This window comes from Tenacibaculum sp. MAR_2010_89, assembly GCF_900105985.1.
GTDB lineage: Bacteria > Bacteroidota > Bacteroidia > Flavobacteriales > Flavobacteriaceae > Polaribacter > Polaribacter halocynthiae.
Genome location: NZ_FNUB01000005.1, coordinates 687,580 through 712,563, shown reverse-complemented (window position 1 = coordinate 712,563; position 24,984 = coordinate 687,580). Strand labels below are relative to the sequence as shown.

Annotated in this window: 17 protein-coding genes and 7 tRNA genes; 7 read left to right on the top strand and 17 right to left on the bottom strand. The window is 27.7% G+C overall.

Features of this window, described 5'->3' with window-relative positions; all coding sequences use genetic code 11:
• Nucleotides 1-95 precede the first annotated feature (95 nt).
• Together BLV71_RS06850 and BLV71_RS06845 are read left to right on the top strand one after the other, a co-directional pair.
• Nucleotides 96-2,516, top strand: coding sequence for a hypothetical protein (locus tag BLV71_RS06850; RefSeq protein WP_093869825.1), 2,421 nt, complete (start codon nucleotides 96-98; stop codon nucleotides 2,514-2,516).
• Between the two features lie 381 nt (nucleotides 2,517-2,897).
• The gene (locus BLV71_RS06845; RefSeq protein WP_093869824.1) at nucleotides 2,898-5,321 is read left to right on the top strand and encodes a hypothetical protein; all 2,424 of its coding nucleotides are present in this window, start codon (nucleotides 2,898-2,900) and stop codon (nucleotides 5,319-5,321) included.
• 94 nt (nucleotides 5,322-5,415) lie between these two features.
• Here BLV71_RS06845 and BLV71_RS06840 read toward each other — a convergent pair whose 3' ends face one another.
• From BLV71_RS06840 to BLV71_RS06830, 3 genes are all read right to left on the bottom strand, one after another.
• On the bottom strand, nucleotides 5,416-6,516 hold the full coding sequence (locus BLV71_RS06840; RefSeq protein ID WP_093869823.1) for a serine hydrolase domain-containing protein: 1,101 nt from the start codon (nucleotides 6,514-6,516) through the stop codon (nucleotides 5,416-5,418).
• Nucleotides 6,517-6,605: 89 nt separating this feature from the next.
• Nucleotides 6,606-6,770 carry a LytTR family transcriptional regulator DNA-binding domain-containing protein gene (locus BLV71_RS19005; protein WP_093869822.1) on the bottom strand — a complete coding sequence of 55 codons (165 nt, stop codon included), beginning with the start codon at nucleotides 6,768-6,770 and terminating at the stop codon, nucleotides 6,606-6,608.
• A 40-nt stretch (nucleotides 6,771-6,810) separates the two neighbouring features.
• Nucleotides 6,811-7,404, bottom strand: coding sequence for a hypothetical protein (locus BLV71_RS06830; RefSeq protein ID WP_093869821.1), 594 nt, complete (start codon nucleotides 7,402-7,404; stop codon nucleotides 6,811-6,813).
• A 107-nt stretch (nucleotides 7,405-7,511) separates the two neighbouring features.
• Between BLV71_RS06830 and BLV71_RS06825 the strand changes: the two genes are divergently transcribed.
• From BLV71_RS06825 to BLV71_RS06815, 3 genes are all read left to right on the top strand, one after another.
• A complete protein-coding gene (locus BLV71_RS06825) occupies nucleotides 7,512-9,635 on the top strand; it encodes a Tex family protein (protein WP_093871980.1) in 2,124 nt (707 codons plus the stop codon).
• A gap of 237 nt (nucleotides 9,636-9,872) precedes the next feature.
• Complete coding sequence (locus BLV71_RS06820; RefSeq protein WP_093869820.1) at nucleotides 9,873-11,969, top strand: PAS domain-containing sensor histidine kinase; 2,097 nt, start codon at nucleotides 9,873-9,875, stop codon at nucleotides 11,967-11,969.
• 253 nt (nucleotides 11,970-12,222) lie between these two features.
• Nucleotides 12,223-14,286 (top strand): PAS domain S-box protein, encoded by a 2,064-nt coding sequence (locus BLV71_RS06815; RefSeq protein WP_093869819.1) that lies wholly within the window; start codon nucleotides 12,223-12,225, stop codon nucleotides 14,284-14,286.
• A 35-nt stretch (nucleotides 14,287-14,321) separates the two neighbouring features.
• On the opposite strand, the gene BLV71_RS06810 is transcribed toward BLV71_RS06815, so the two are convergent.
• The 8 genes from BLV71_RS06810 to BLV71_RS06785 all read right to left on the bottom strand — a co-directional run bounded on the left by BLV71_RS06810 (nucleotide 14,322) and on the right by BLV71_RS06785 (nucleotide 17,201).
• Complete coding sequence (locus BLV71_RS06810; RefSeq protein ID WP_093869818.1) at nucleotides 14,322-15,422, bottom strand: slipin family protein; 1,101 nt, start codon at nucleotides 15,420-15,422, stop codon at nucleotides 14,322-14,324.
• A gap of 345 nt (nucleotides 15,423-15,767) precedes the next feature.
• A tRNA-Phe gene (locus BLV71_RS18530) sits at nucleotides 15,768-15,871 on the bottom strand.
• Between the two features lie 429 nt (nucleotides 15,872-16,300).
• Nucleotides 16,301-16,373 (bottom strand) — tRNA-Arg (locus BLV71_RS06805).
• A 39-nt stretch (nucleotides 16,374-16,412) separates the two neighbouring features.
• Nucleotides 16,413-16,484 (bottom strand) — tRNA-Gln (locus BLV71_RS06800).
• Between the two features lie 39 nt (nucleotides 16,485-16,523).
• Nucleotides 16,524-16,605 (bottom strand) — tRNA-Leu (locus tag BLV71_RS06795).
• Nucleotides 16,606-16,616: 11 nt separating this feature from the next.
• Nucleotides 16,617-16,689, bottom strand: a tRNA-Pro gene (locus tag BLV71_RS18525).
• A 5-nt stretch (nucleotides 16,690-16,694) separates the two neighbouring features.
• Nucleotides 16,695-16,767: transfer RNA gene (locus BLV71_RS06790), tRNA-Asp, on the bottom strand.
• 361 nt (nucleotides 16,768-17,128) lie between these two features.
• Nucleotides 17,129-17,201 (bottom strand) — tRNA-Cys (locus tag BLV71_RS06785).
• Nucleotides 17,202-18,003: 802 nt separating this feature from the next.
• Between BLV71_RS06785 and BLV71_RS06780 the strand changes: the two genes are divergently transcribed.
• Both BLV71_RS06780 and BLV71_RS06775 read left to right on the top strand, forming a co-directional pair.
• Complete coding sequence (locus tag BLV71_RS06780; RefSeq protein ID WP_093869817.1) at nucleotides 18,004-18,564, top strand: TetR/AcrR family transcriptional regulator; 561 nt, start codon at nucleotides 18,004-18,006, stop codon at nucleotides 18,562-18,564.
• Between the two features lie 60 nt (nucleotides 18,565-18,624).
• Nucleotides 18,625-19,185: a carboxymuconolactone decarboxylase family protein gene (locus tag BLV71_RS06775; RefSeq protein WP_093869816.1), complete on the top strand. Its 561-nt coding sequence runs from the start codon at nucleotides 18,625-18,627 to the stop codon at nucleotides 19,183-19,185.
• A gap of 50 nt (nucleotides 19,186-19,235) precedes the next feature.
• On the opposite strand, the gene BLV71_RS06770 is transcribed toward BLV71_RS06775, so the two are convergent.
• The 6 genes from BLV71_RS06770 to BLV71_RS06745 form a co-directional block, all read right to left on the bottom strand.
• The gene (locus BLV71_RS06770) at nucleotides 19,236-19,805 is read right to left on the bottom strand and encodes a tetratricopeptide repeat protein (protein WP_255405129.1); all 570 of its coding nucleotides are present in this window, start codon (nucleotides 19,803-19,805) and stop codon (nucleotides 19,236-19,238) included.
• Nucleotides 19,806-19,875: 70 nt separating this feature from the next.
• The gene (prfH, locus tag BLV71_RS06765) at nucleotides 19,876-20,568 is read right to left on the bottom strand and encodes a peptide chain release factor H (RefSeq protein ID WP_093869815.1); all 693 of its coding nucleotides are present in this window, start codon (nucleotides 20,566-20,568) and stop codon (nucleotides 19,876-19,878) included.
• 222 nt (nucleotides 20,569-20,790) lie between these two features.
• The gene (locus BLV71_RS06760; protein ID WP_093869814.1) at nucleotides 20,791-22,182 is read right to left on the bottom strand and encodes an RtcB family protein; all 1,392 of its coding nucleotides are present in this window, start codon (nucleotides 22,180-22,182) and stop codon (nucleotides 20,791-20,793) included.
• On the bottom strand, nucleotides 22,167-22,853 hold the full coding sequence (locus tag BLV71_RS06755; protein WP_093869813.1) for a hypothetical protein: 687 nt from the start codon (nucleotides 22,851-22,853) through the stop codon (nucleotides 22,167-22,169). Before BLV71_RS06755 ends, BLV71_RS06760 begins: the two co-directional genes overlap by 16 nt.
• 662 nt (nucleotides 22,854-23,515) lie before the next feature.
• On the bottom strand, nucleotides 23,516-24,103 hold the full coding sequence (locus BLV71_RS06750) for a hypothetical protein (protein WP_093869812.1): 588 nt from the start codon (nucleotides 24,101-24,103) through the stop codon (nucleotides 23,516-23,518).
• A gap of 206 nt (nucleotides 24,104-24,309) precedes the next feature.
• Nucleotides 24,310-24,978, bottom strand: a complete 669-nt coding sequence (locus BLV71_RS06745; protein WP_093869811.1) for a hypothetical protein — start codon at nucleotides 24,976-24,978, stop codon at nucleotides 24,310-24,312.
• Between the last annotated feature and the right edge of the window lie 6 nt (nucleotides 24,979-24,984).

Sequence of the window (24,984 nt, the reverse complement as noted above, 5' to 3'; positions counted from 1 at the left end):
TGAAAAGTTGTTTTTTTTAACAAAAAAATAACAAATTACTGTTTTAGGTATAGTTTTTGATAATTTTTAAACACTAATTGCTAAAAACAAAACACATGAAAACTAATCACTTACCCTCAAAAAAAACATTAAATCTTGTATTAAAATTACTTCTTTGCTTTAATTGTGCTTTTACAACTTCGTTCTCTTCTGCACAACAAAAAAAACCTAGTTCTATAATTAAGAACTTTCAGGAATATACTTCTAACTACCGAGAAACTGCTTATTGCCATCTTAACAAATCAACTTACATAAAAGGAGAAATGTTAGGATTTAGTAGTTACGTAATAGATAAAACACAAAAAAAAGCATCACAATCAACCAAAAATTTATATTGTGTTATTACTGACAAGAATAATAAAATTATTAAAAGTCAACTTCTAAAAATTAACAAGGGAGTTGCTCACAACATCTTTAGAATAGATAGTCTTTTTACAACAGGACAATACACTTTTAAAGCCTATACAAATTGGATGAAAAATTTTGATGAACCCAATGCGTATATTGAATCTTTTAATGTAATAGACCCTAAAAAAACCACTTTTGAAGAAAAAAAGAAAATTTCTAATGTATTAGATGTTCAATTATTACCAGAAGGTGGTCATTTTGTTAGAGATGTAAAAACAAATGTAGGTGTAGCTATAAAAAATGAATATGGGTATGGTGTTCCTGATATTGAAGGTAGCCTATACGATTCAAACAATCAAATAATAACAACGTTTAAAACAAATTTTTTAGGTATAGGTAAATTTTTATTTGTTCCTAAAACTAACAAAAGTTATACTGTTAAAATCAATCATTTAAATAAAGAACATAAGTACGCTATAGCTGGTATTAAAAACAAAGGAATTACAATTCGTCTTAATCAATCAAATTCAAAAGTTGCAATAGAGTTAAATACGAATAGAAAAACTTTGAAAAATATTAAAAATAAACCTTTTAAATTAATAATACATAATGGAAACATTATAAAAGAGGGAACTATTAAATTTAAAAAAACAAAATTTGTTAAAGTTATTGACTACAAAAATTTACTCCCTGGTGTAAACGTTTTTACTCTTTTTGATACTAATAACAATCCTATATTAGAACGTGTTTTTTTTAATTATAACGGTATTAACATCGAAACTTTAGGGAAATCTAGTTTTTCAAAAGTTGGTGATTCTTTAAAAATTAGTATTCCTTTTGCTAAATCATTAAATGAAACTAAAAATAATATTCATTTAAGTGTTTCAGTACTACCCAAAGAAACAAACTCTTATCAAAAAAATCATAATATAATTTCATACACACACTTGCAACCTTATTTAAAAGGATATATAGAAAATGCAGGTTACTATTTCTCAAAAATTAACAGAAAAAAGAAATATGACTTAGACAATTTATTAATTACTCAAGGTTGGAGTAGTTATGAATGGAGTACTATTTTTAATAGTAAACCTATTAACAGTTTTCCTTTTGAAAATGGTATTGTTGTAAAAGTAAATAAAAACAACTTAAACAATTCAACTTTTTTCCTTTCATCACTGAAAAGCAATAATGCTACGCTAATAAACTTACCCAAAGACAAAAAAAGTTTTTCTGAAATTGGTTTGTACCCTCAGGATGAAGAAACTATAGATGTAAGTGTACTTAATAAAAAAGGTAAACTTATTAAACCTAATTTGTACCTCCAATTTTATCCAAATAAGGTGCCAAAATTCGATAACCTTTATACTTCTACATTATCGCCAAAATCACCTTTATTTACCCTAGAAGAGAATACGATCCCATTTACTAAGTTTGAGTTAAACGACCAACAAAACCTTGATGAAGTTACAATTAAAGGAAATATTGAACAAAAAAGAATTGACAAAATTGAAAAAAATAGTTGGGGAGATGTTTATATTGTTAACGATTTTTTCAGAGATTCAGGATTAACACTAGCACATTACATAAATGCATATATACCAGGATTTTCAGCTAATGAATACCTTGGTGAATTTATTATAAGCTCAGGATCTAGTCTTTCTTTTAATGGTAGTGCCCCTCCTCTTGTATTGCTAGACGGTATGATTCAATCAAGCAATGATTTTTTATATCACTTTAATATGAGTCATATAGATTATATTATAGCTAATCGTCATGGATTAGGAGAAGGTGTTAGAGGAGCTAACGGTGTTATAAAAATTTATACCTTAAAAACATTAAAACCAAAAAAATCAACTCAAAATATACGAAAGTTTCAATTTCCTTTAACTTTTTCTAGTAGTAAAAAATTCTATGTTCCTAAATATAAAACTTACCATGATACTTTTTATAATGAATATGGAGTGATAGATTGGATTCCAAACCCTAAAATAGACCAAAACGGAAACTTAACTTTTAAAATACACAACCCTGCAAATACTAGTATCACTTTTTTCATAGAAGGAATGACACAAAAAGGTACATACATCGTAGGTAGTAAAACTTTAAATACAGGTCAAAATCAATAATAAACTAAATAACATCACTAAAAGCAACTAACCAACTATTATTACCAGCTTTTATACTGTTCACCCCTTTACTATAAAGTTAAGGGGTGTTTTTATTTAACCACCAACCGCTTTTTTACTTAAATAATTTAAGATTACATTTTTTAATAAAACATATTACTTCCTATTTTGACATTTCAAAAAAGATCAATTTAAAATACTGTTGAATTGCTCAATTAAAATTGCATCATTCCTTTTTTTAGTTAAAATCTAAAAAATTAAAAACACATACAATTACTTAAGTAAAACCTCATTATTTTTTTTAACAAAAAAATAACAAAACACTACTTTAGGTATAGTTTTTGATAATTTAAAAAAACTAATTGCTAACAAATAAAACAAATGAAAACCAACCACTTACCATCTAAAAAAACATCAAATCTTCTATTAAAATTACTTCTTTTCTTTAATTGTGTTCTTATAACTTCATTTTCTTCTGCACAACAAAAAAAACCTAGCTCTATAATTAAGAACTTTCAAGAATATACTTCTAACTACCGAGAAACTGCTTATTGTCATCTTAACAAATCAACATACATAAAAGGAGAAGTATTAGGGTTTAGTAGTTACGTAATAGATAAAACACAAAAAAAAGCATCACAATCAACCAAAAACTTATACTGTGTAATTACTGACAAGAATAATAAAATTATTAAAAGCCAACTTCTTAATATCAATAAGGGTGTTGCATACAATACTTTTAAAATAGATAGTCTTTTTACAACAGGACAATACACTTTTAAAGCCTATACAAATTGGATGAAAAATTTTGATGAGCCTAATGCTTATATTGAGTCTTTTAATGTTATAGATCCTGAAAAGAATGCTTTTGAAAAAAGAAAGAAAATATCTAATGTATTAGATGTACAACTATTACCTGAAGGTGGTCATTTTGTTAGTGATGTAAAAACAAATGTAGGCGTAACTATAAAAAATGAAAATGGATATGGTGTTCCTAATATTGAAGGAAGTCTTTACAATTCAAGCAACCAAATAGTAACAACATTTAAAACTAACTTTTTGGGTATCGGCAAATTTTTATTTACTCCAAAAACTAACAAAAGTTATACAGTTAAAATCAACCACCTAAATAAAAAATACAAATACGCTATAACCGGTATTAAAAACAAAGGAATTTCAATTCGTCTTAATCAATCAAATTCAAAAGTTGCGATAGAACTAAACACGAACAGAAAAACTTTGAAGAATATAAAAAACAAACCTTTTAAATTAATAATACATAATGGTAATATTATAAAAGAGGGAACTATTAAATTTAAAAAAACAAGGTTTGTTAAAGTAATTGATTACAAAAATTTGCTTCCTGGGATAAATGTTTTTACTCTTTTTGACACTAATAACAATCCTATACTTGAGCGTATTTTTTTTAACTACAAAGGTATTAATATAGAATCCTTAGGGAAGTCTAGTTTTTCGAAAATTGGTGATTCTTTAAAAATTAGCATTCCTTTTACTAAATCATTAAATGAACCTAAAAATAATATACATTTAAGTGTTTCAGTATTACCAAAAGAAACAAATTCTTATCAAAAAAACCATAATATTATTTCATACACTCACTTGCAACCTTATGTAAAAGGGTATATAGAAAATGCAGACTACTATTTCACCAATATTAACCGAAAAAAGAAGTATGACTTAGACAATTTATTAATTACTCAAGGTTGGAGTAGTTATAAATGGAGTACTATTTTTAATAGTAAACCTATTAATAGTTTTCCTTTTGAAAATGGTATTGTTATAAAAGTAAATAAAAACAACTTAAACAATTCTACTTTTTTCATTTCACCACTAATGAATAATAATGCTAGTATTATAAATTTATCGAAAAGTAAAAAAAGTTTTACAGAAGCAGGCTTATACCCTCAAGATGATGAAACTTTAGATGTAAGTGTGTTAAATAAAAAAGGTAAACTTATTAAACCTAATTTGTACATTCAATTTTACCCAAATAAGGTACCAAAATTCAATAACTATTTTACTTCTACATTATCTCCAAAATTTTCAGTGTATTCTGCAGAAACAAAAGCAGAACCTTTTACTAATTTTGAATTAAACAATCAACAAAATCTAGAAGAAGTTGAAGTTAGCGGTAATATAAGACGAAAAAGAATGAACCGTATTCTATCTAAACATTGGGGAAATGCTTACCTAATTAGTGACAATATTAGAGATGCTCACTTGTCATTAGCATATTATGTAAACGCATATGTTCCTGGTTTTAGTGCAGATGAAACTTCAGGAGAATTTATTTTAAACGGATCTACTTCTATGTCATTTAGGAACGAAAATGCTAGTCCTCTTGTATATATAGATGATATAATGCAAACAGATTATTCTTTTTTATACAATTATGATATGAGCTATGTAGATTATATAATTGCCAATCCAAATGGTTTAGGAGAAGGCTTTAGAGGAATAGCTGGTGTTTTAAAAATTTACACGTTAAAAACACATAAAATGAGAAAACCTATTGATAATACTAGAAAGTTTCAATTCCCTTTAACTTTTTCTAGCAGTAAAAAATTTTATGTTCCTAAATACAAAACCTATCATGATACCTTTTATAAAGAATATGGAGTTATAGATTGGATTCCTAATTGTAAAATAGACGATAATGGTAATTTAACTTTTAAAATATACAACCCTGCTAAAACTAGTATATCTTTTTTTATAGAAGGTATGACACAAAAAGGCACATACATCGTAGGTAATAAAACTCTAAATACAGGTCAAAATCAATAATAAACTAAATAATATCACTAAAAGCAACTAACCAACTATTAATACCAACTTTTATACTGTTCACCCCTTTACTATTAAGTGAAGGGGTGATTTTTTAAATACTCACAGCTTCTTTTACTTTTGATAAAAACATTTTACCAGATGATTTACCTAAACGAATAATAATTAAATCTTGACTAGGCACAATATATATTATCTGCCCTAAAATACCTAGAGCATAATAATCATCTGAACATTCATTGCTATACCACTGATATTGATAACAATCATTCATTTTATTAGGAGTAGTTAATTTATTTATCCATTTTTCTGAAATAATTTGTTCCCCATTAAATCGTCCTTTATTCAATACCAATCTAGCTAATTTGGCTAAATCAATTGCAGTTGTATTTAAACAACAAAATGCTTTAGTGTTTTTACGAGTTTTATCATCTAAACTCCAGGTAGCATTATTTTCCATTTGTAATGGTTTCCATAATTTTTCCTCTAAATATTTACCCAATTGTTTATTTGATACTCGTTCAATAGCTATACCTAATAGCGTAGTACAAACACTTTGATAATCATGATAAGTACCAGGCTCATGAATAAATTCCATACTTGAAATTTGTTTCATTTGATTTTTCCCATAATACAACTTACTAACCTCATCAAAAGGACTACTGTATGTTTCATTAAACTTTAAACCAGATCGCATATTTAATAAATGTTCTATAGTTAATTTATTAAATGTTTTATTAGCTTCTGAAAGCTCAGGGATATATTTGGTAATTGGATCGTTTACATTATTAATTAGACCTTCATCTAAAGCTATACCTACTAATAAAGACGTTACAGATTTAGATACCGAAAAGATATTAGATATTGAATCTCTTTTATATCCTTCGTAATACTTTTCAAAAAGTATAGCATCATCTTTTATAACTAAAAAAGCTGTAGCTTCTGTTTCTTTATCTAAAAAATCATCAATAAAATGTTCTCTTTCATTTTCTAAAACCTTTATATTCTTTATTTTTTCTGATAGTTTAGAATTAGTACTATCTTTAAAATAAAACACTTCTTCTCCTTTATTCACTTCAGTATAAGGGAATATTTTGTGATCATCAATATCTGCTTTATAATACCGAATCATTCTTCCTATGTGGCAAGATTGTAAAGTTAAAAACATTAAAAACAGTAGCACTTTTTTAATCATTCTAGTAAGTTTTAAAATTAATTTATAGTTTCAAAATTAATTTCAAAAGCCTTAAAAACTATTAATTTTACTAGCTGTGTGGCGAAACGCTACTTATTTGTGGTAATTGGTAATTTAGATTTTATGGAAGTTTGTAAATTTCTAGATACAGGAATTTTTTTTCCGAAACCCATATCAATATAAAGCTTTTTATTTTCTATTTTAAACTGTTTAAAATGATTTGGATTTATTAAAAAAGAACGATGAGTTTTCATTAAAAACGTAAATGATTTTTCTACTCCAGATAGTGTTTCTCTAAGTGTTTTTTTTCTTTAAAATATTTTTTTCAGTGAAAAAAATATCAACATAATTATCAGATGAATGAATAAAAACTAATTCATCCATATGTAGAGTAATAAGATCATACTTTCCCTTTCCTTTAATGATTATTTTTTTCTTATCAGTTTTAATTTCATTCTCAAAAAATTTACCCATTACATATCTTCCTATAATTATAAAAGGAAGAATTATAGCTAAAGCTGGAGCATAAATCCATTTAAAATAATGGTAATATTCATAAGTATCAGGCTCATTATATGCTACAATATTTTTGTAAAACAAAAAGTTAATTCCAAAGCCAAAAATAATCATAAGTACAATAAAAATCAATTCATTTTTTACACGCCAAATACTATTTTTAAATTTGTTTTGATACCAAATAGGCAAACAATAACATATTCCTTGAATTACTCCATAAACAGGAAGAAAAATTAACTTTTCAGTAGTTGTAAACTTATGAATATCAAAAGGCTCAGCAAAAAACAAGAAAACAAAAACCCAAAGACACAAAATTATCCCTAACAATAAATGATTTTTAATATTTTTATTTAAAGGATATTCTTTCTTCATTTTCTTTATTTATAATTTCAAAACTAACAATTAGATTATTTATTAAGATAACATCTGCCTATTTTTTATTTCATTATTTTTGCTTGACTCCATCAAAATTTAAAATTATACTCTTGATAAAATATATTACCTCTCGTTCAGAAATTTCAGAAAAATCAATTCAAAACACTATTGAACTATTAAATGAAGATTGCACTATTCCATTTATAGCAAGATATAGAAAAGAAAAAACAGGAAATTTAGATGAAGTTGAAATAGGTCAAATTGTTCAATTAAAAGAACAATATGAAACTTTAGAGAAAAGAAAAACTACAATACTAAAAGCTCTCGAAGAACAAGAGGTATTAACAAATGAGTTAAAGCTAAAAATTGAAAACACCGAGAGTCTTACCACTCTTGAAGATATTTATCTACCATATAAGAAAAAGCGTAAAACTAAAGCAGAAACTGCTCGTAAAAATGGATTAGAACCTTTGGCTAAAATGATTATGAGTCAACGTGTGAATGATTTAGAATTTACAGCATCAAAATACACTTCTAATGCAATTGAAACCATTGAAGATGCTTTAGAAGGAGCACGCCATATTATTGCTGAATGGATAAACGAACGAAGTGATATTAGAAATAACATTCGTTACCAACTAGAGCGTTTTGCAATTATCTCAACTAAAATAATTAAATCTAAAAAAGACGAAGACGGTGCTCAAAAATTTAAAGATTATTTTTCTTGGGAAGAAAACCTAAGTCGTATCCCGTCTCATCGCTTATTAGCAATATTACGTGCAGAAAAAGAAGGCTTTATTCGTATAAAAATTGAAATAGATAACGACCGAGCACTTCAAAAAATAGAAGATCGAATAATTCGTTCTCATAATGAGTGTGCTCAACAAATAGAATTAGCAATCTCAGACTCTTATAAACGTTTATTGTTTCCTGCTCTTACTAATGAAACAATGAGTATAGCAAAAGAAAAAGCTGATGAAAATGCTATAAAAGTATTTGCTAAAAATTTACAGCAACTTTTACTTGGTTCCCCTTTAGGTGAAAAACGAATTTTAGCTATTGACCCTGGTTTTAGAACTGGATGTAAAATTGTTTGTTTAAATAAACAAGGTGATTTATTACACAACGAAACTATTTTCCCTCACGCTCCTCAAAATAAAGCTACCGAAGCTATAAAAAAAATTAGTACACTAGTAGATGCTTATAAAATAGAGGCTATAGCTATAGGAAATGGAACAGCTTCAAGAGAAAGTGAGCAATTAATAAAACGAATTCATTTTAAAAACAACATAGAAGTTTTTGTAGTAAGTGAAGCTGGTGCATCTATTTATTCTGTTTCAAAAATTGCTCGTGATGAGTTTCCTAATTACGATGTTACTGTTAGAGGGGCAATTTCTATTGGCCGTAGATTAGCAGACCCATTAGCTGAGTTAGTAAAAATTGACGCAAAATCAATTGGTGTAGGACAATATCAGCATGATGTTGACCAATCTAAACTTAACAAATCATTAGACACTATTGTGCAACATTGTGTTAATAAAGTTGGTGTAAATATAAACACAGCAAGTGCATCGTTATTAAGTTATGTATCTGGTATAGGTTCCAAATTAGCAGAAAACATTGTAAACTATAGAAATGAAAATGGTGCATTTAGCAATAGAACTGCTATAAAAAAGGTACCTCGTTTAGGAGGAAAAGCTTTTGAACAATCTGCTGGATTTTTACGAATTAAAAATGGAGATAATGTTTTAGACGATTCAGCGGTTCACCCAGAACAATATTCTTTAGTTAAAAAAATAGCTAAAGATTCTGGAAATAATATAACAGAATTAATAGGAAATACTTCTGTATTAAAACAAATAAAATTACAACAGTACGTTACTGACTCTTTTGGGTTACCAACACTACAAGATATTATTAAAGAGTTAGAAAAACCGGGATTAGATCCAAGAAAAAAAGCTAAAGCTTTTAGCTTTAACGAACATATAAAAACTATTAATGACCTTAAAACAGGGCAAATTTTACCTGGTATTGTAAACAATATTACAAATTTTGGTTGCTTTGTAGATATAGGCATTAAAGAAAGTGGTTTAGTTCACGTATCAAACCTATCAAATACCTTTGTACAAGATATTAATGAGCATGTTAACTTACAACAACATGTTCAAGTTAAAGTTTTAGAAGTAGACATTCAAAGAAAACGTATTCAATTGAGCATGAATTTTTAGTAAAACTGTAAATCTTATTCTATAAATATATTTTTAATCAAAAAGTAAGACGCAACCTGTCTTACTTTTTGATTTACTTGCTCCTCTTTTTTTACCTAATCATTTAAAAATCTTCAAAATAACTGTAATGAAATTGATAAATTATATAATAATTTATTAAATTTAGTACTTAAGTTAAAAACCCCCATGTGTACATTAAAAATAATAGTTTAATAGTACCATTTTATTTACAAAAAAATGGATGAAAAGAAAATACAGTTATTAGAAGAATCTCTTGCACTTGAACGAAAAGCCCGCAAAGAGGCTGAAGCAATAATGAAGCAAAGATCATTAGATTTACATGATAAGAATCAAGAGTTAGAAGAAACTAACCAAACCCTTTCTAAAGTTATTAATGAAAAACAAATTGAGTTAAACAATTTGTTTAAAACAATTATTGATCCATACATTTTAATGGATTTGTACGGTAATGTTTTAAAAATGAACGATGCTTCTATCGATTTTTTTGGAATTGATAATGAAAAGAATCCTTTCAATGTAATGGATACCCTATATGAGGAAGATATTGAATATGCTATGAATTCATTTCAAGAATTTTTAGAAACTGGGATTTTTAGAAATTTTCAAGCAAGAATTTACAACAATCTAAAAGAAATAAAATGGGTGGATATTAATTGTAATGTAGTGTATGATACTGAAGGAAATCCTACTTTCGCTCAAGGAATAATTAGAGATATTACTCAACAAAAAGTTCAACAACAAGTTTTTGACGAACAAAAAAATCAATTAAATGCTATTGTCGATTATTCTTCATTAGGTATTGTTTTAACAAAAAAAGGAGAAATTATAAAAAGTAATAGAGCTTTTCAAGAGTTACTAAATTATACTGAAGAAGAACTTTTAGCTTTATCTGTTGGTGATATTTCTTTAAAAGAAGACAAAGAAACATCTGAGTTATACATGAAAAAGCTTGATAACAATGAAATAGAACATTTTTCTATTAACAAACGTTATAGAACTAAACATGGCACTGTAATTTGGGCAAAAACAAATGTTTCTACTGTAAAAACAGGCAGAGGAAACAATAGCTACCAAGTAGCTGTGGTTGAAGATATAACTGAAGAACTTCAAAATCAATCACTTCTTAAAGCCTTAAATAGTTTAATGTCTTCAATATTAGGAAAAACTGATATTTACGATATTGCATGGGAAATCTCTGAAAGAACAACTGAACTTTTAAATTTTGAAGACCTTGTAATATACTTATTAGATTATAAAACTGGTAAATTAAAACAAATTGCTGCACACGGTGGTAAAGTTGAAAAAAGAAAAATTATACAAAACCAACTAGAAATTAGTATAGGAGAAGGAATTGCTGGTTATGTTGCCAAAACTGGTAAATCAGAAATTATTAGCGATACCTCTAAAGACAAAAGGTATTTAGTAGATGATAAAGTACGCCTTTCTGAAATTTCAGTTCCTATTATTGCAAACAACGAAATCATTGGGGTTATTGATTCTGAACACTCCAATAAAAACTTTTATACAGATTATCATTTAAAAACATTAGAAACCATAGCTAATTTAGCTGCTACTCAATTAAAAAACGCACTTAATTTACAACTTCGAATTGAGGCAGATATTGAAAATAAAGCTTTGCTAAAAAGTTTAACTAAAAGCAACCAAGAATTAAAAGATTTTGCCCATGTAGTATCACACGATCTTAAATCACCTTTAAGGAGTATGAATGCTTTAGCTAGCTGGATTAAAGAAGAAAATGCTAAAACTACCAATCAAGTAATTGATGACGATATTAATTTACTTTTAAAGAAAATTGATAAAATGGAACATTTGATCAATGGTATTTTAAAATATGCTAGTATAGATCAAGTTAAATCTACCAAACAAAAAACAGACCTTCATAATCTAGTAAAAGATATCATAGATACTATTTACATACCTAAAAACATTAAAATAAATATTTTAAACAAGCTACCTAAATTAGAAGTTGAAAAGTTTAGAATATATCAATTATTTCAAAATTTAATAAGTAATGCTGTAAAGTATAACGATAAGCAAGAAGGAATAATAAACATTACTTGTAAAGAAGAAGAAGAAACCTGGTTATTTAGCGTTCAGGACAACGGAATTGGTATTTCTGACAAATACCATAAAAAAATATTTGAAATTTTTCAAACTTTAGAAAAAAGTGAAGATTCAACAGGAGTCGGACTATCTATTGTAAAGAAAATAGTAGATATTTATGAAGGGAAAATTTGGCTTACTTCAAAAATAAATGAAGGTACTGTGTTTTATTTTACACTGCCTAAATAGTTCTTTTTAAAATATTTTTAAACCCTTTCCTTCTATTTAATTAATAGTTTTCCTCAATTTAATTTAATAAAAATTAAATTGAAACTTTCTCTTATCATTAAACACTTGCATTTGAACGAAAGTTAACTTCTCTTCATCAATATAACTTATCTAGCTCGACCTTTTTTTTTAATTTCATTATTCACAACCCTTAACTATAAGAAAGCATTTTGATTCTAAAAGTTAGTAATATACTGTTATAAAAACCTGAAGAATGGATTATCATAAAATACGATTTTTAGAAGAATCTCTTGCTCAGAAAGATGCTGCTCTTAAAAAAGCACAAGAGGATATTAAAAAAATATCTTTAGATTTAGATTACAAAACCGAAGAACTTGAAACTACTAGACAAAACCTATCTTCAATTGTAAACAAAAAACAGCTTGAAATAAATAGTTTATTTAAAAGTATTATTGATCCATATATTTTAATGGATCTTTTTGGTAATGTTATTAAAATGAACAAAGCTTCAATTGATTTTTTTGGTGCGAATAATAACATCGAATCATTTAATGTAATGGATACTCTTTTTCATGATGATTATGAATATGCCATGAAATCTTTTTATCAATTAATTGAAAAAGGTACTTTTAGAAATTTTAGAACAAGAATTTATGACAAACATAAAAATCTTAAATGGGTTGATATTAACTGTAATATTGTATATGACCACAAAGGAAACCCTACTTTGGCTCAAGGAATTATTAGAGATATTACCAAACAAAAACTACAACAAGATATTTTTGATGAACAGAAAAAACAATTAGATGCAATTGTTGAACATTCTTCTATAGGAATTGTATTAACTCAAGAAGATAAAATCATTAAATCAAATAAAGCTATTCAAAAATTATTAGGTTATACCGAAGAAGAATTAACCACACTAAGTATGTCTAGCATTATAGAAAAAAAAGAAATTGACAATGAAGAAGTTAGTAATACCTCCACTAATAAATGTTATCGTTCAAAAAGTGGAAAAACAATTTGGGCAAAAACAAACACCTCAGTTATAAAAACAACTCACAAAAACAACTATCAAGTAGCCTTAATTGATGACATTACAGAAGAATTACAAAACCAGTCTTTACTTTTAGGTTTAAATAGTTTAATGTCTTCTATTTTAGGAAAAACAAACATTCACGAAATTGCATGGGAAATAACAGCAACTTCTGCAAAGTTATTAGGTTTTGAAGATTGTGTTATTTATTTATTAAACTATAAAACGGGTAAGCTAGAACAAATTGCTGCTTTTGAAAATAAAATTGACGCTAACAACATCATAACAAATCAATTAGAAATATCAATTGGTGAAGGCATTGTTGGTAGTGTAGCAAAAGAAGGCAAATCAGAAATTATAAACGACACCTCTATAGATAAAAGATACATTGTAGATGATAAAATTCGTTTATCCGAAATTTCTGTTCCAATAATTGCAAACAATGAAGTTATTGGTGTTATAGACTCTGAACATTCAACTAGAAATTATTTTACAACATATCATTTAAAAACATTAGAAACCATTGCTAATTTAGCTTCTTCTCAGTTAAAAAATGCTCTTAATTTACAGCTTCGAATTGAAACTGATAAAAAGAACAAAGCATTATTAAAAAACTTAACTTCAAGAAATAAAGAGTTAAAAGATTTTGCACATGTAGTATCACACGACCTTAAATCGCCTTTAAGAAGTATAAATGCTTTAGCAAATTGGATTAAAGAAGAAAACACTATTCATCCGAATAAAATCATAGATGAGAATACGAAATTACTTTTAAAAAAGGTTGACAAAATGGAATATTTAATCAACGGTATTTTAAAGTACACAAGTATTGATCAGGTAAACTCTAAAAAACAAAAAACTGATTTAAATGGCTTAGTTAAGGATATTATTGATACTATTTATGTTCCAAAAAATTTTACCGTCAACATTTTAAATAAATTACCAAAATTAAACGTAGAAAAATTTAGAGTATATCAATTATTCCAAAATTTAATAAGCAATGCTGTAAAATATAACGATAAGCAAACTGGTATCATAAATGTGAAATGTAAAGAGGAGCAATCGCATTGGCAATTTAGTATTGAAGATAATGGTATTGGTATTTCAGATAAATACCACAAAAAAATATTTGAAATCTTTCAAACTTTAGAAAACAATGAAAATTCAACAGGAGTTGGACTCTCCATAGTAAAGAAAATAATAGATATTTGTGAGGGGAAAATTTGGCTAACCTCAAAAGTTAATGAAGGTACCATCTTTTATTTTACGTTACCTAAATAAAAAAGAAACTATAAAAGCCCACAGGTATCTGTGAGCTATTTATTTACTGAAAAAATTTCTTTTAATTGTTTTACCATGTTTCCATTTCCTGAAACAGTAATCTCTCCTATTTTATCTGCTATTTTTTCTACATATTCCATTTCTTTCAACTTGTATAACATCTCATTATCTTCCATTAATTTGGCAGTGTTTAATAAACTTCTAGTAGAAGCTGTCTCTTCACGTCTTGTAATAATATTAGCTTGCGCTTTTTTCTGCGCTACTAGAACTTGATTCATAATTTCTTTCATATCACCTGGTAAAATAACATCTCTAATTCCACAATAAATCAATGTTACTCCTAAAGCCTTTGTGTTTTTAGAAACTTCCTCAAATACAGCATTTCCAATATCTTCTTTTTTCTCTAATAACTCATCTAAAGTATATCTACCTACATAAGACCTTAAAGCTAGTTGCATTAAAACATACAATTGCTTTTCAAACTCCTTATTTGCTAACAATGCTTTTTCGATATCTATAATTTTATACTGTGTATAAAAATTGATTCTAATATTCGCTTTATCCTTAGTTAACAATTCTTGTCCAGAAACCTCTAATTGCAATTGTCTTGTATCAACTTTAGCTATTTTAATAGAAATATCATTTCTCCAAAATCTATATACACCACCAGTTATGGTTTTAGTATATACATCATCTATTAACAACACTGCTTTCTCATACGCAGCTACTTCAAATACTCTTATGTATTTATTTACAGCATAATTTTTAAACAACGCTTTATCTAAATTTTCAGTGATATAAATTTTACTAATATCAATGGTTTGAAAAGTTCTTTTTACTAAACCTTTCCAAAATGTATATCTCCCAGCTTCTAAAGCACGCTTAAAATTATTATTTTCATATACAAAAACTAACTCATTATCTTTTACTTCAATAACCTCTAACATCGCAACCAGCTCTTCATCTTTTAATAAAACTTCTAATGCTAGTGAAATATTAAAATCTTTAGTTAAATCATATGTATTTACATATTGATTAAAACCTAACCAATGCAAGCCACTAGTAATTACTTTTTGATAGTCTCCATTTTTAAAAACTAAACCTACATTTCCTTGGTTAATTCTTACTCTTTTCATTTTTTCTTTTGCTTATAATTCAACTTCTTTTATAACAATTCATTCCAATAAAGGAGAAACTTGTTCTTTTTTAATGAAAAGTATTGAGTACTCATGCTTATAAAAACACGGAAATAATAATTTTAAAAAAGTCCATATTTTAATTTAACAAATGGATTACAGTTTATACTCAACAATAATTGACGTGCTAAATATTAATACTTCACTTATTTAAAAGTTATTCTTTCAAGTACGTTTACAAGTGTTTATTTAAAAACTTCATTAAACACTCAATACTTTTACTTTTTCATCAGTTTCATAAGATGATGAGCTTGATTTACAAAAACTACCGAGATTATCAGTCTCTAGTTTAAAATCGGATTTGAACCGACACACTTTAAAGAGTGTTACCGAAAACCTAGATTTTCAGTCTAGAAATCTATTGCTCTACCAAACTGAGCTACATAACTTCCGTTATGACAGGATTCGAACCTGCGACACATAGAGCCGTGACTATTTTTTGGCTAATAATCAAAACCTTCAAGTCAAGTTGCATATACAAACTCAATACAAAACTGCAAAGTTGTATACAATGGTGCTATACAGAAACACCCAACAAGACTTACTTGATATTTTAATGTCATTAAAATGAAGTAATTAAGAAGTTCTTTAACAGGTTACTTCATTTCACTTCGTTACATTCGTAATGACCTTTTCATTTTAATATGTTAATGAACTTCTTTAATTTGCCTCATCATACTCCATGTTATGATGAGGTTTTTCATCTTTTTTCTTTTGCAATTCTCCCACTTTTAACGGCGTTCTTTTTCAATTACTATGCAAATATTCAACACAGCTACGCAGTCTTTTTGCGTAATTAAAATATTTTTGATTTTTTGTAGGAATAGCAAGATTCGAACTTGCATCTTTAGAATCGTACTCTAAAATTTTATCCAATTAAACTATACCCCTTTTTTAATAATTACTATTTTGATTAATATTCAAATTTTGTAAACCTGATAGGATTTGAACCTATACAACAAGAATCAAAATCTTGTATGCTAACCATTACATCACAGGTTTCTCTTCTAGAGAAAGAAATAAATCTTTATTCTTTATTAGTACGGGAAGAGAGACTCGAACTCTCACATCTTTCGATACTAGATTCTAAATCTAGCGTGTTTACCAATTTCACCATTCCCGCATTTAATTTTGTCTGAGAAGTAGGGCTCGAACCTACAGCCTCCTGCATCCAAAGCAGGCAAACAACCAATCGTTATCTTCCCAGTTTTGCAGTACTGACGGGATTTGAACCCGCAACTTTCCGAGAGACAGTCGGACACACTAGCCATTGTGCTACAGTACTATTTATATAAGTGATAGAACCCAAATCTAATAAGTTGTCTAATTACTCCACACTTTATTTTATTAAGTCATTGCGAATGAAATGAAGCTATCTTTTAATAGATTCCTTCTTCGTTCCTCATCGGAATGACACATTTTATTATTTGATTAATTCTCAAACATGTTTCAATTGCTTCAATCATCGAGACAAGGATGAGATTACTTCATGTTCTCATCTAATCTAGAATTGGATTTCCGTAATTCTCAAACAAGTTTCAATTACTTCAATCATCGAGACAAGGATGAGATTACTTCGTGTTCTCATCTAATCTAGAATTGGATTTCCGTAATTCTCAAACAAGTTTGGATTACCTCAATCATCGAGACAAGGATGAGATTCGAACTCATAAAAAACGGAGTTGCAGTCCGCTGCCTTTGCCATTCAGCCACCTTGTCGTTTTATTCCATAAAAAAAGCATCTCCTTAACCGGAGATGCTTTACAATTATGTATGAATGTATAATTAGCTTATATCATCATAATATATCTCCTTTTTAAAATTGAACTCCTGATCATCACATAGTATACATAGGCTACTCGGTAAGCGAAACTCGAAGTAGTTTAGTTTTATATGTTGTGAATACTGTTTCATTTTATGTTCTTATTTTTATTTTTAATAGTATATCTAGTCAATATCAAAACAATAATTTCTCTTGTTTTGATGTTGCAAATATGTAACACATTTTTTAATTACACAAGGAAAAAACAAGTTTAAATTATTGATTTACAGGTGTTTAATTTGATTTTATCCACTAAGAATCCTGTCCGTTATTTAACGGATAATAAACTTTCACACAATAGTCTGTCTCTCAATTGTTTGTTACTTTTTATTATTTGATTTTCTTAACTAAAACATTTTTATTTTTTTTCATAAAAAAAGCGTCCAATTGTTAATTGGACGCTTTGTATTGTTCTGTGATTAATTTAAAAGTATTAAATCACTGTTTATTTTTACATACATAACATCCTTTTCGCCAAATACTCGGGCGAAAATCAAATGAACAAAGCTGTATTTGCTCTTTAGTATGTATATATTTTAATTCCATTTCTTAATTATTACAGCAATATTACTCTTTTTTAGTTTATGATAGACCAAACCAACTCTAATTTAGTACCAAAATAAATAAGATTTCATAAAAAATGATAAACATTTTTTTATTTCTAAACGATTGTTTAGATTTGTAGTGTATTAAAACTTAATGTCTAGAAAAAAGCAATATATAGAAGAAGAGGTTATAGACAAAGCAATGCGATTGTTTTGGAGGAACGGTTATGAAAATACTTCTATGCAAATGCTTGAAAAAGAAATGGGGATAAATAAATTTTCTATTTACTCTAGTTTTGGTAATAAACATGGTATTTTTATTAAAAGTATAGAGTTATACAAACGTAAAACAAACAAAATGTTTACTAAGTTAAAAGAGGAGAATAATGGAATAAACGACATTAAAACGTTTTTTTATGATTCTGTTGATGTTTGTTATCAAGAAGGTAATCATAAAGGTTGTTTAATGACTAACACTTACAATGAATTTTCAAATAATACTGATTCTGAAATAAACAAGTTAATTAATTTTTTTATGAATTCATTAAAAGAGATATTTATTCAAAAATTAAAAGATGAATCAAAAAGTAGTGATATTATTTTGAAAGAAGCTAACTTTTTACTCTTGGCAAAACATGGGTTAGCTGCTGCTACAAGAGTTAACAATAAAAAAGAGATATCTGATTATATTGAAATGATATTTAAAAATATTTAAACATTTTTTTTACAACAAAACTAAACGATCGTTTAGTTTTATAATTAAAAACCAATAATTATGAGTACATTAAAAATTCACACAATTGAAACAGCTCCTGAAGGAAGCATAAAACTATTAAATAAATCATTAAAAGCTTTTGGTATGGTACCCGGATTACATGGCGTATTAGCCGATTCACCAGAAACATTAGATGCCTATCAAAAACTACATGAATTATTTTCAAACTCCTCTTTTAATAATGAGGAACTAACTGTAGTTTGGCAAACCATAAATGTAGAACACGGATGTCATTATTGTGTTCCTGCACATACTGGAATAGCTCATATGATGAAAGTTGATAAAAATTTAACTGATGCGTTAAGAAACAAAACTGCTATTGCCAATGAAAAATTAGAAATACTAAGAAATACAACTTTAGCTATAGTTAGAAATAGAGGTAGAATTTCTGATGCAGATTTGAAAGCATTCTTTGATGCTGGCTATCGTCAACAGCAAGTCTTAGAAATCATTTTAGGCTTAGCACAAAAAACAATTAGTAATTACACTAATCATATTGCTAACACCCCTATAGATAAACCTTTTAAAAAGTTCGCTTGGGAAAATGAAATGCAAAAATAACACGAATAAAAAACCACATTAAAATAAATAATGTGGTTTTTAGTTTTAAATCATTTCTTCTTTTTCTTAGATTTTTTATCTTTTTTCTTAGATTTTACTTTCTTCTTTTTGGGCAATTTCCCCTTAATACGCTTTTCTTCTTCATCAATAGTATATGAAAATTCACTATTAAAACTGTGCTCTCTAGCTTTAATAACGTTTTTTAACGCCTTTTTGTATTTCTTTTGGGTCTCAAATAAAACTGCTTTTTTTAAATACAACACCGCTTTATCTGATCCCTTTACACTCAAGGCAAAATCTATTAGCTTTTCTGCCTCTTCAAAATCTTCATTCCATAATAGCACATTGATGTAATTTGGATATACATTAAAAGCATGAATATTTTCAGCTAGAGCCTCTGCATAATATTCTTTTGCTTTGTCATAATTGTATAATGCTTCGGCATTAATACGCCCCATTAAACATAAGGCAATCGTGTTTTTTTCATCATATGCTAAAGCATATGTTAAAGCTTCAATTGCTTCCTCTAAATCATATGGATAAGCATCTATTGCTTTAAATATGTAATTATTTGCTAATGTTCCCATTTTATTTTCTTTTTTGTCATTTTGAAGAATCATCTAAATTTGTTAATATATAGAGAGATTACCTCTTTACCCTTCGCTACAATCGTAATGACGTTTTGTATTGTTATTCTAATTGTTTTCTTAAATCAGTTTTTAGTTGATTCCGTTTTGTTTTAAAAGATTTCAATTTCTTTTGTTGTTTAAAATCTGAACCTGTAAATGTTCTAGTAGGATTTCCTCGTTCTAAACTTAAATGATTTTCCCATTCGTTCTTTACCGATTCTTTTAACTGACCGATATTATGATCTGCTATTTTTTCTTTTAATCGTTGTATTGCAGTCTTCTTATTTTGATGTTGTGAACGACCATCAGAGACCAATACTTGAACTCCTGTTGGTATATGTTTTGCTCTAACAGCAGAACTTACCTTGTTTACATGTTGCCCACCAGCTCCTGAACTTCGAATTGCTTGAAATTGAATATCGTTTTCGTTAATTGTTTTTTCTTTATGTTGATTCAATTCATAACAACCAATAAACCAGTTTTTACGTTTATGATATTTTCTAAAAGTTGAAGTTCCAATCCATTGAATAGATCCTAACCAGTTTTTTAAAAAATCAGAAAGTAGTTTTCCTTTTAACTCAACAGTTACAGATTGTACTGTTCCATTTTCAATTCCATTAACTTTATGCAACACTGTATATTCAATGTTAGCTTCTATTAATTCTTTTAAAAATATTTTTAAAATTTTTGCAACTACCCACGCACATTCTGATGGGCCTTTAGCTGCTGTTATTTGTATTATTTTTGTGCCCATTATTTCTTATTATTTATACTAATCCCTTTATTACAATGCTTGCGTTAGGGTTTGAAGCGGCATCCTTTTTATAGCTTACATAAATTAGCGCCATTGCGAGGGACGAAGCAATCTGTTTATTAATTATAAGATTGCCACAGTTTACAAAACAGTAAACTTCGCAATGACAGCTATAAAAAGATATAGCGTAAAGCGCGACCTTTAGGTAACGCTCAAAGAATGCTATTTATCCATTCTTACAATTTTCGGCGTAAAGGTTCCTAACACTTCAACCAGTTCTTGTTGATTTGCCATTACTTTTTTAATGTTTTTATATGCCATTGGTGCTTCATCTACTCCACCTCCAATAAGACTTACTCCATTCATTTTTAATTGGTGTTTGATATCGCTTTTTGTAAATTTCTCTTTACACTTTCTTCGAGAATGTTTTCTACCAGCTCCATGAGAAGCAGAATTTAAACTTTCAGTATTTCCCAAGCCACGTACTATGTACCCAGGAGCTGTCATGGAACCGGGAATGATACCTAACTCACCTTTGTTAGCGGGAGTTGCTCCTTTTCTATGAACAATTAATTCTTGTCCATTCACCTTTTCTTTCCAAGCAAAATTATGGTGATTCTCAATTTTTGCAATTGCTTTTGCTCCTAGTAATTTACCAATTCGTTTATGAATATTATCGTGACATGCTTTTGCATAATCACCCGCTAAATTCATTGCTAACCAATATTCTTGTCCGTCATGAGTATTCAAATCTAACCACGCTAAATGTTGTACATTTTTTGGTAAAGGACATTGTTTCGTTGCTAAATACGTATAATGTTTTGCAATGTTTGCTCCCAATCCACGACTTCCACTATGCGTTAATAATCCTATATATTCTCCAATAGGCAAATCAAATTCATTATTTTCATCTGTAATAGTTACCACTCCAAACTCTACAAAATGATTTCCTCCACCTGAGGTTCCTAGTTGATTATATGCTTTAATTTTTAACCGCTTTAACAACGGTATATCTTGAAACTCGGTACGTTCAAATATTTCATGATCATGCTTCATTTTGTGCGTTTCATACATTCCGAATTTAGTATGCTCAGACAATATATTTTCCAACTGATGAACTTTCCCTTTTAAATAAGATGCTTTTACTGGATATACTGTTAAACACATTCTACAACCAATATCAACTCCTACTCCATAAGGAATCACGGCATTTTCTGTGGCCAATACACCACCTATTGGTAAACCATATCCTGCATGCGCATCTGGCATTAAAGCTCCTTGTACAGCAACTGGTAATTTTAAAGCGTCATACAATTGGTATTTTGCTAAATCGTCAATTTCATTTTCTCCATAAATACTAAATGGAACCCTAGTGTTTCGTAATTTGTGCATTTGTACCTCAACAGGTTTTACCAAACCTTCTGCAACTTTACCCCAAATAGCATTTCCCTGATATTTTTCTGGTGCTAACAATACTTGCTTTGCTTCCTCTAAAATGCGTTCTTTCTTTTCTCTTTTACGATATCTATTAATTTGCCCTAAGGCTATATTTATACTATTATTTTTTGGAAACCCTAATTTTATTAAGTCCTTTCCTTTTAATTTATTTCCCATGATATGTTGTCATTTATAATATCCTGTAAAGGATACTTTTTAAGAGCATTCAACTGTTTAGTTACTTGAAATTTTTGCTTGTGTTCTTGAGGAGTTCTCCAATAATTTTTCCAATAACTCTCTTGCCAAATTTCATAATAACCACTTTTATACAATTGTTGTTCTAAAAGATCTAACTCACTTTCAAGTTGAGGATCAATTCTTTTAGAGTGTGTTATATATGCTCTTGTATATTTAATTTTATAAGCTCCTTTTGGAATTCTTATATAAAATCGTTTTTTTATTTTTTTGTTTTCGTTTCTAAAAGAGAATACCGTACACATAGCTTGCGCCTTATATGTTAATCGATTAAATTGTTTTTTAGATATGGTTGGAAATTCTTTATATATTAAGTGTTTTGAGATTTTATGAAACCACTGTTTATCAGCTTTTTCTTTTGTTCTACCCCAAAAACTTTTTTCTATACAATCGTACAACTCTAAAATAGCCGCCTTGTTTTTATAGCGTTCTACATTTTCTGTTATTACAATTTCTTTAAACCAACCATGTCGTATAGGTTCTTTTAATTTTATGTACCCTAATTCTTTAATTTTTTGATAAATCTCTCTTTGCCTCTTTCTTATAATTCGAATGGCTTTCTGTCTTTGTTCTTTGATGTGTTTTGGTTTCAATGAACATATATTTAACTATTTATCACCTATCGGAAATAATTATTAACTCGTATGTTATTTGAAAAAGAGCATAAAAAAATCCGAAACTTTTTGGCTTCGGACTTTTCATATATAGGATAATTCTTATCTATGTGTGAAGAAAGTCGCGAAGCATGTGCACACAAGAACCTGGTTCTATTAGTGTACTTATGTTTAATTGGTATTTGAACATGTTACTTCGTTTTATAATTGTTTTGTTGCATAATTGCGATGCAAACTTAGAATCTATTTTTGAATTACACAAATAAAAACACTTTCTATTTTACTAATAATCAACTAGTTGCGGTTATTTTTAGGAAATAAAAATCCCGTCCGCCTTTTGCAGATTTATTAATTGACTGATACTTTGTTATGTACATTTTGTACTACACGATTCAAAGTGGATTTCAGGTTTTAAAATTTTTTATAAAAAAAAGCGTCCAAAAATTAATTTTGGACGCTTTTTACTTTTTATACTGTGAATTTCTACCTAAAATACAACTCACTAAGTCGCTTATTTGCGTCCTGATATGTGAATTTTAGTATTGTCATAGGTTTAAATTTTGTTTTATTCTTTAATTATTAATTACAAATATCATCTATTTTTTTGATAAAAACGTTTAGATTAATTTTAAATTATTAAATCACTGTGTATCAAAAGAAGTTATGTAGCCTTCAATAAGGTATCTTTTAGGGTAAGTTTTAGATATTTTTAAAAATATTGTGTCCCCTATATTTTTTTGCCCTTCAATCTTATCTATTTTGACATTATTTTCATATAATATTTCATTATACTCATACTGAAAATATAGATTTTGATAATACCCACCAATAGTAGGTGACCAATTAGTTTTAAATATGACTGCTTTTACATTTGACGTATCCTGAAATAAAAATTTGTATTCACCTGTATATAATAAATTCCCTACATATAAAATAAAAGGCAACAGACCTAATGCTATTAAAACTTTAATCCTTCTTTTTTTCTTTTCATTTTTCTGTTTCTTTTTATATTTAATTTTCCATTTTTTATATTTCTCAATTTCTTTTTCTTTATTCTGTGATGTTAAACTTTCAAAAAACAATTTTGTTATGTTTTCTTCTTCTTCATTTAAAAACCTATTAAGATGTAAGTTAAATTCCGAAAATGAATTTAACTTTAACTTATCAAAACTCTGATTAAAATTATCAAAGTATTCAACCATAAATTCTGAATGATTTCTTCTCAACATTAACCCCTTATAGTTGGGTTCAAATCCTGTTTTATAAATTATTAAACTGAATTTAGAATAATTTTTTATACCATCTATAACTTGTATAGCTTCATAAGTGAAAAAATTTCTAAAGTATTATCCTTAAATTCATAAAGAGTTCTTATTAATATTCTCATAACAATTAAAATTTCATTTTTCAAAAATATTAAATCTAATTTTTACCATCATCTAAACGGCTCTACAAAACCAATAAATTCTAAATTTTCTTTTTTCCAACGAGCTCCATGTCCTGACGCTATTCTTATCTCATATACTATTTCATGTTTGTAATGATAATAAACATTCCACCATGTTTTATTTTTTAACATCCCAGCTAATAAATCTCTTACTTTTTCTTCTTTTTCAGCAGGATTTCCAATAGCCTTTCCCCAAAAACTATTTGTGGTTCTTTCTGAATGCTTTTCAAAAGCTCTCACTGCTTTTGAAATCTGTGTATTATAAAACTTAAAGCTTGCATTGTACACTTCCTTGTTTATTGGCAGAATTGCTTTTTCATCTTTAATTGTTGCTGATGTAATTCTTTGCCCTAAAACTATAAGGAAATCTTTAATTTTTACTTCCTCTAATTTTTGAATTAATTCAGGTATATTCTTTTCTTCTATTAAAAACTGAAATTTATTAAAGACCAAGATTCTATCAATTTTTATTTCTTCTTCAAAGTAGGGCTGCTCATATTTTTCGAGAAAACATTCTTGAGAAAAATAATTCTCGATATTAAATGCTATTGTTTCAATATGCTCATCCTTACATTTCAATAGGTAATGTTCTTTGTTTTCGTACAAAAACAACCTTTGTATTTCTTTTAACTTATATAGTACCTTTTCTTTTTCCATTTTATT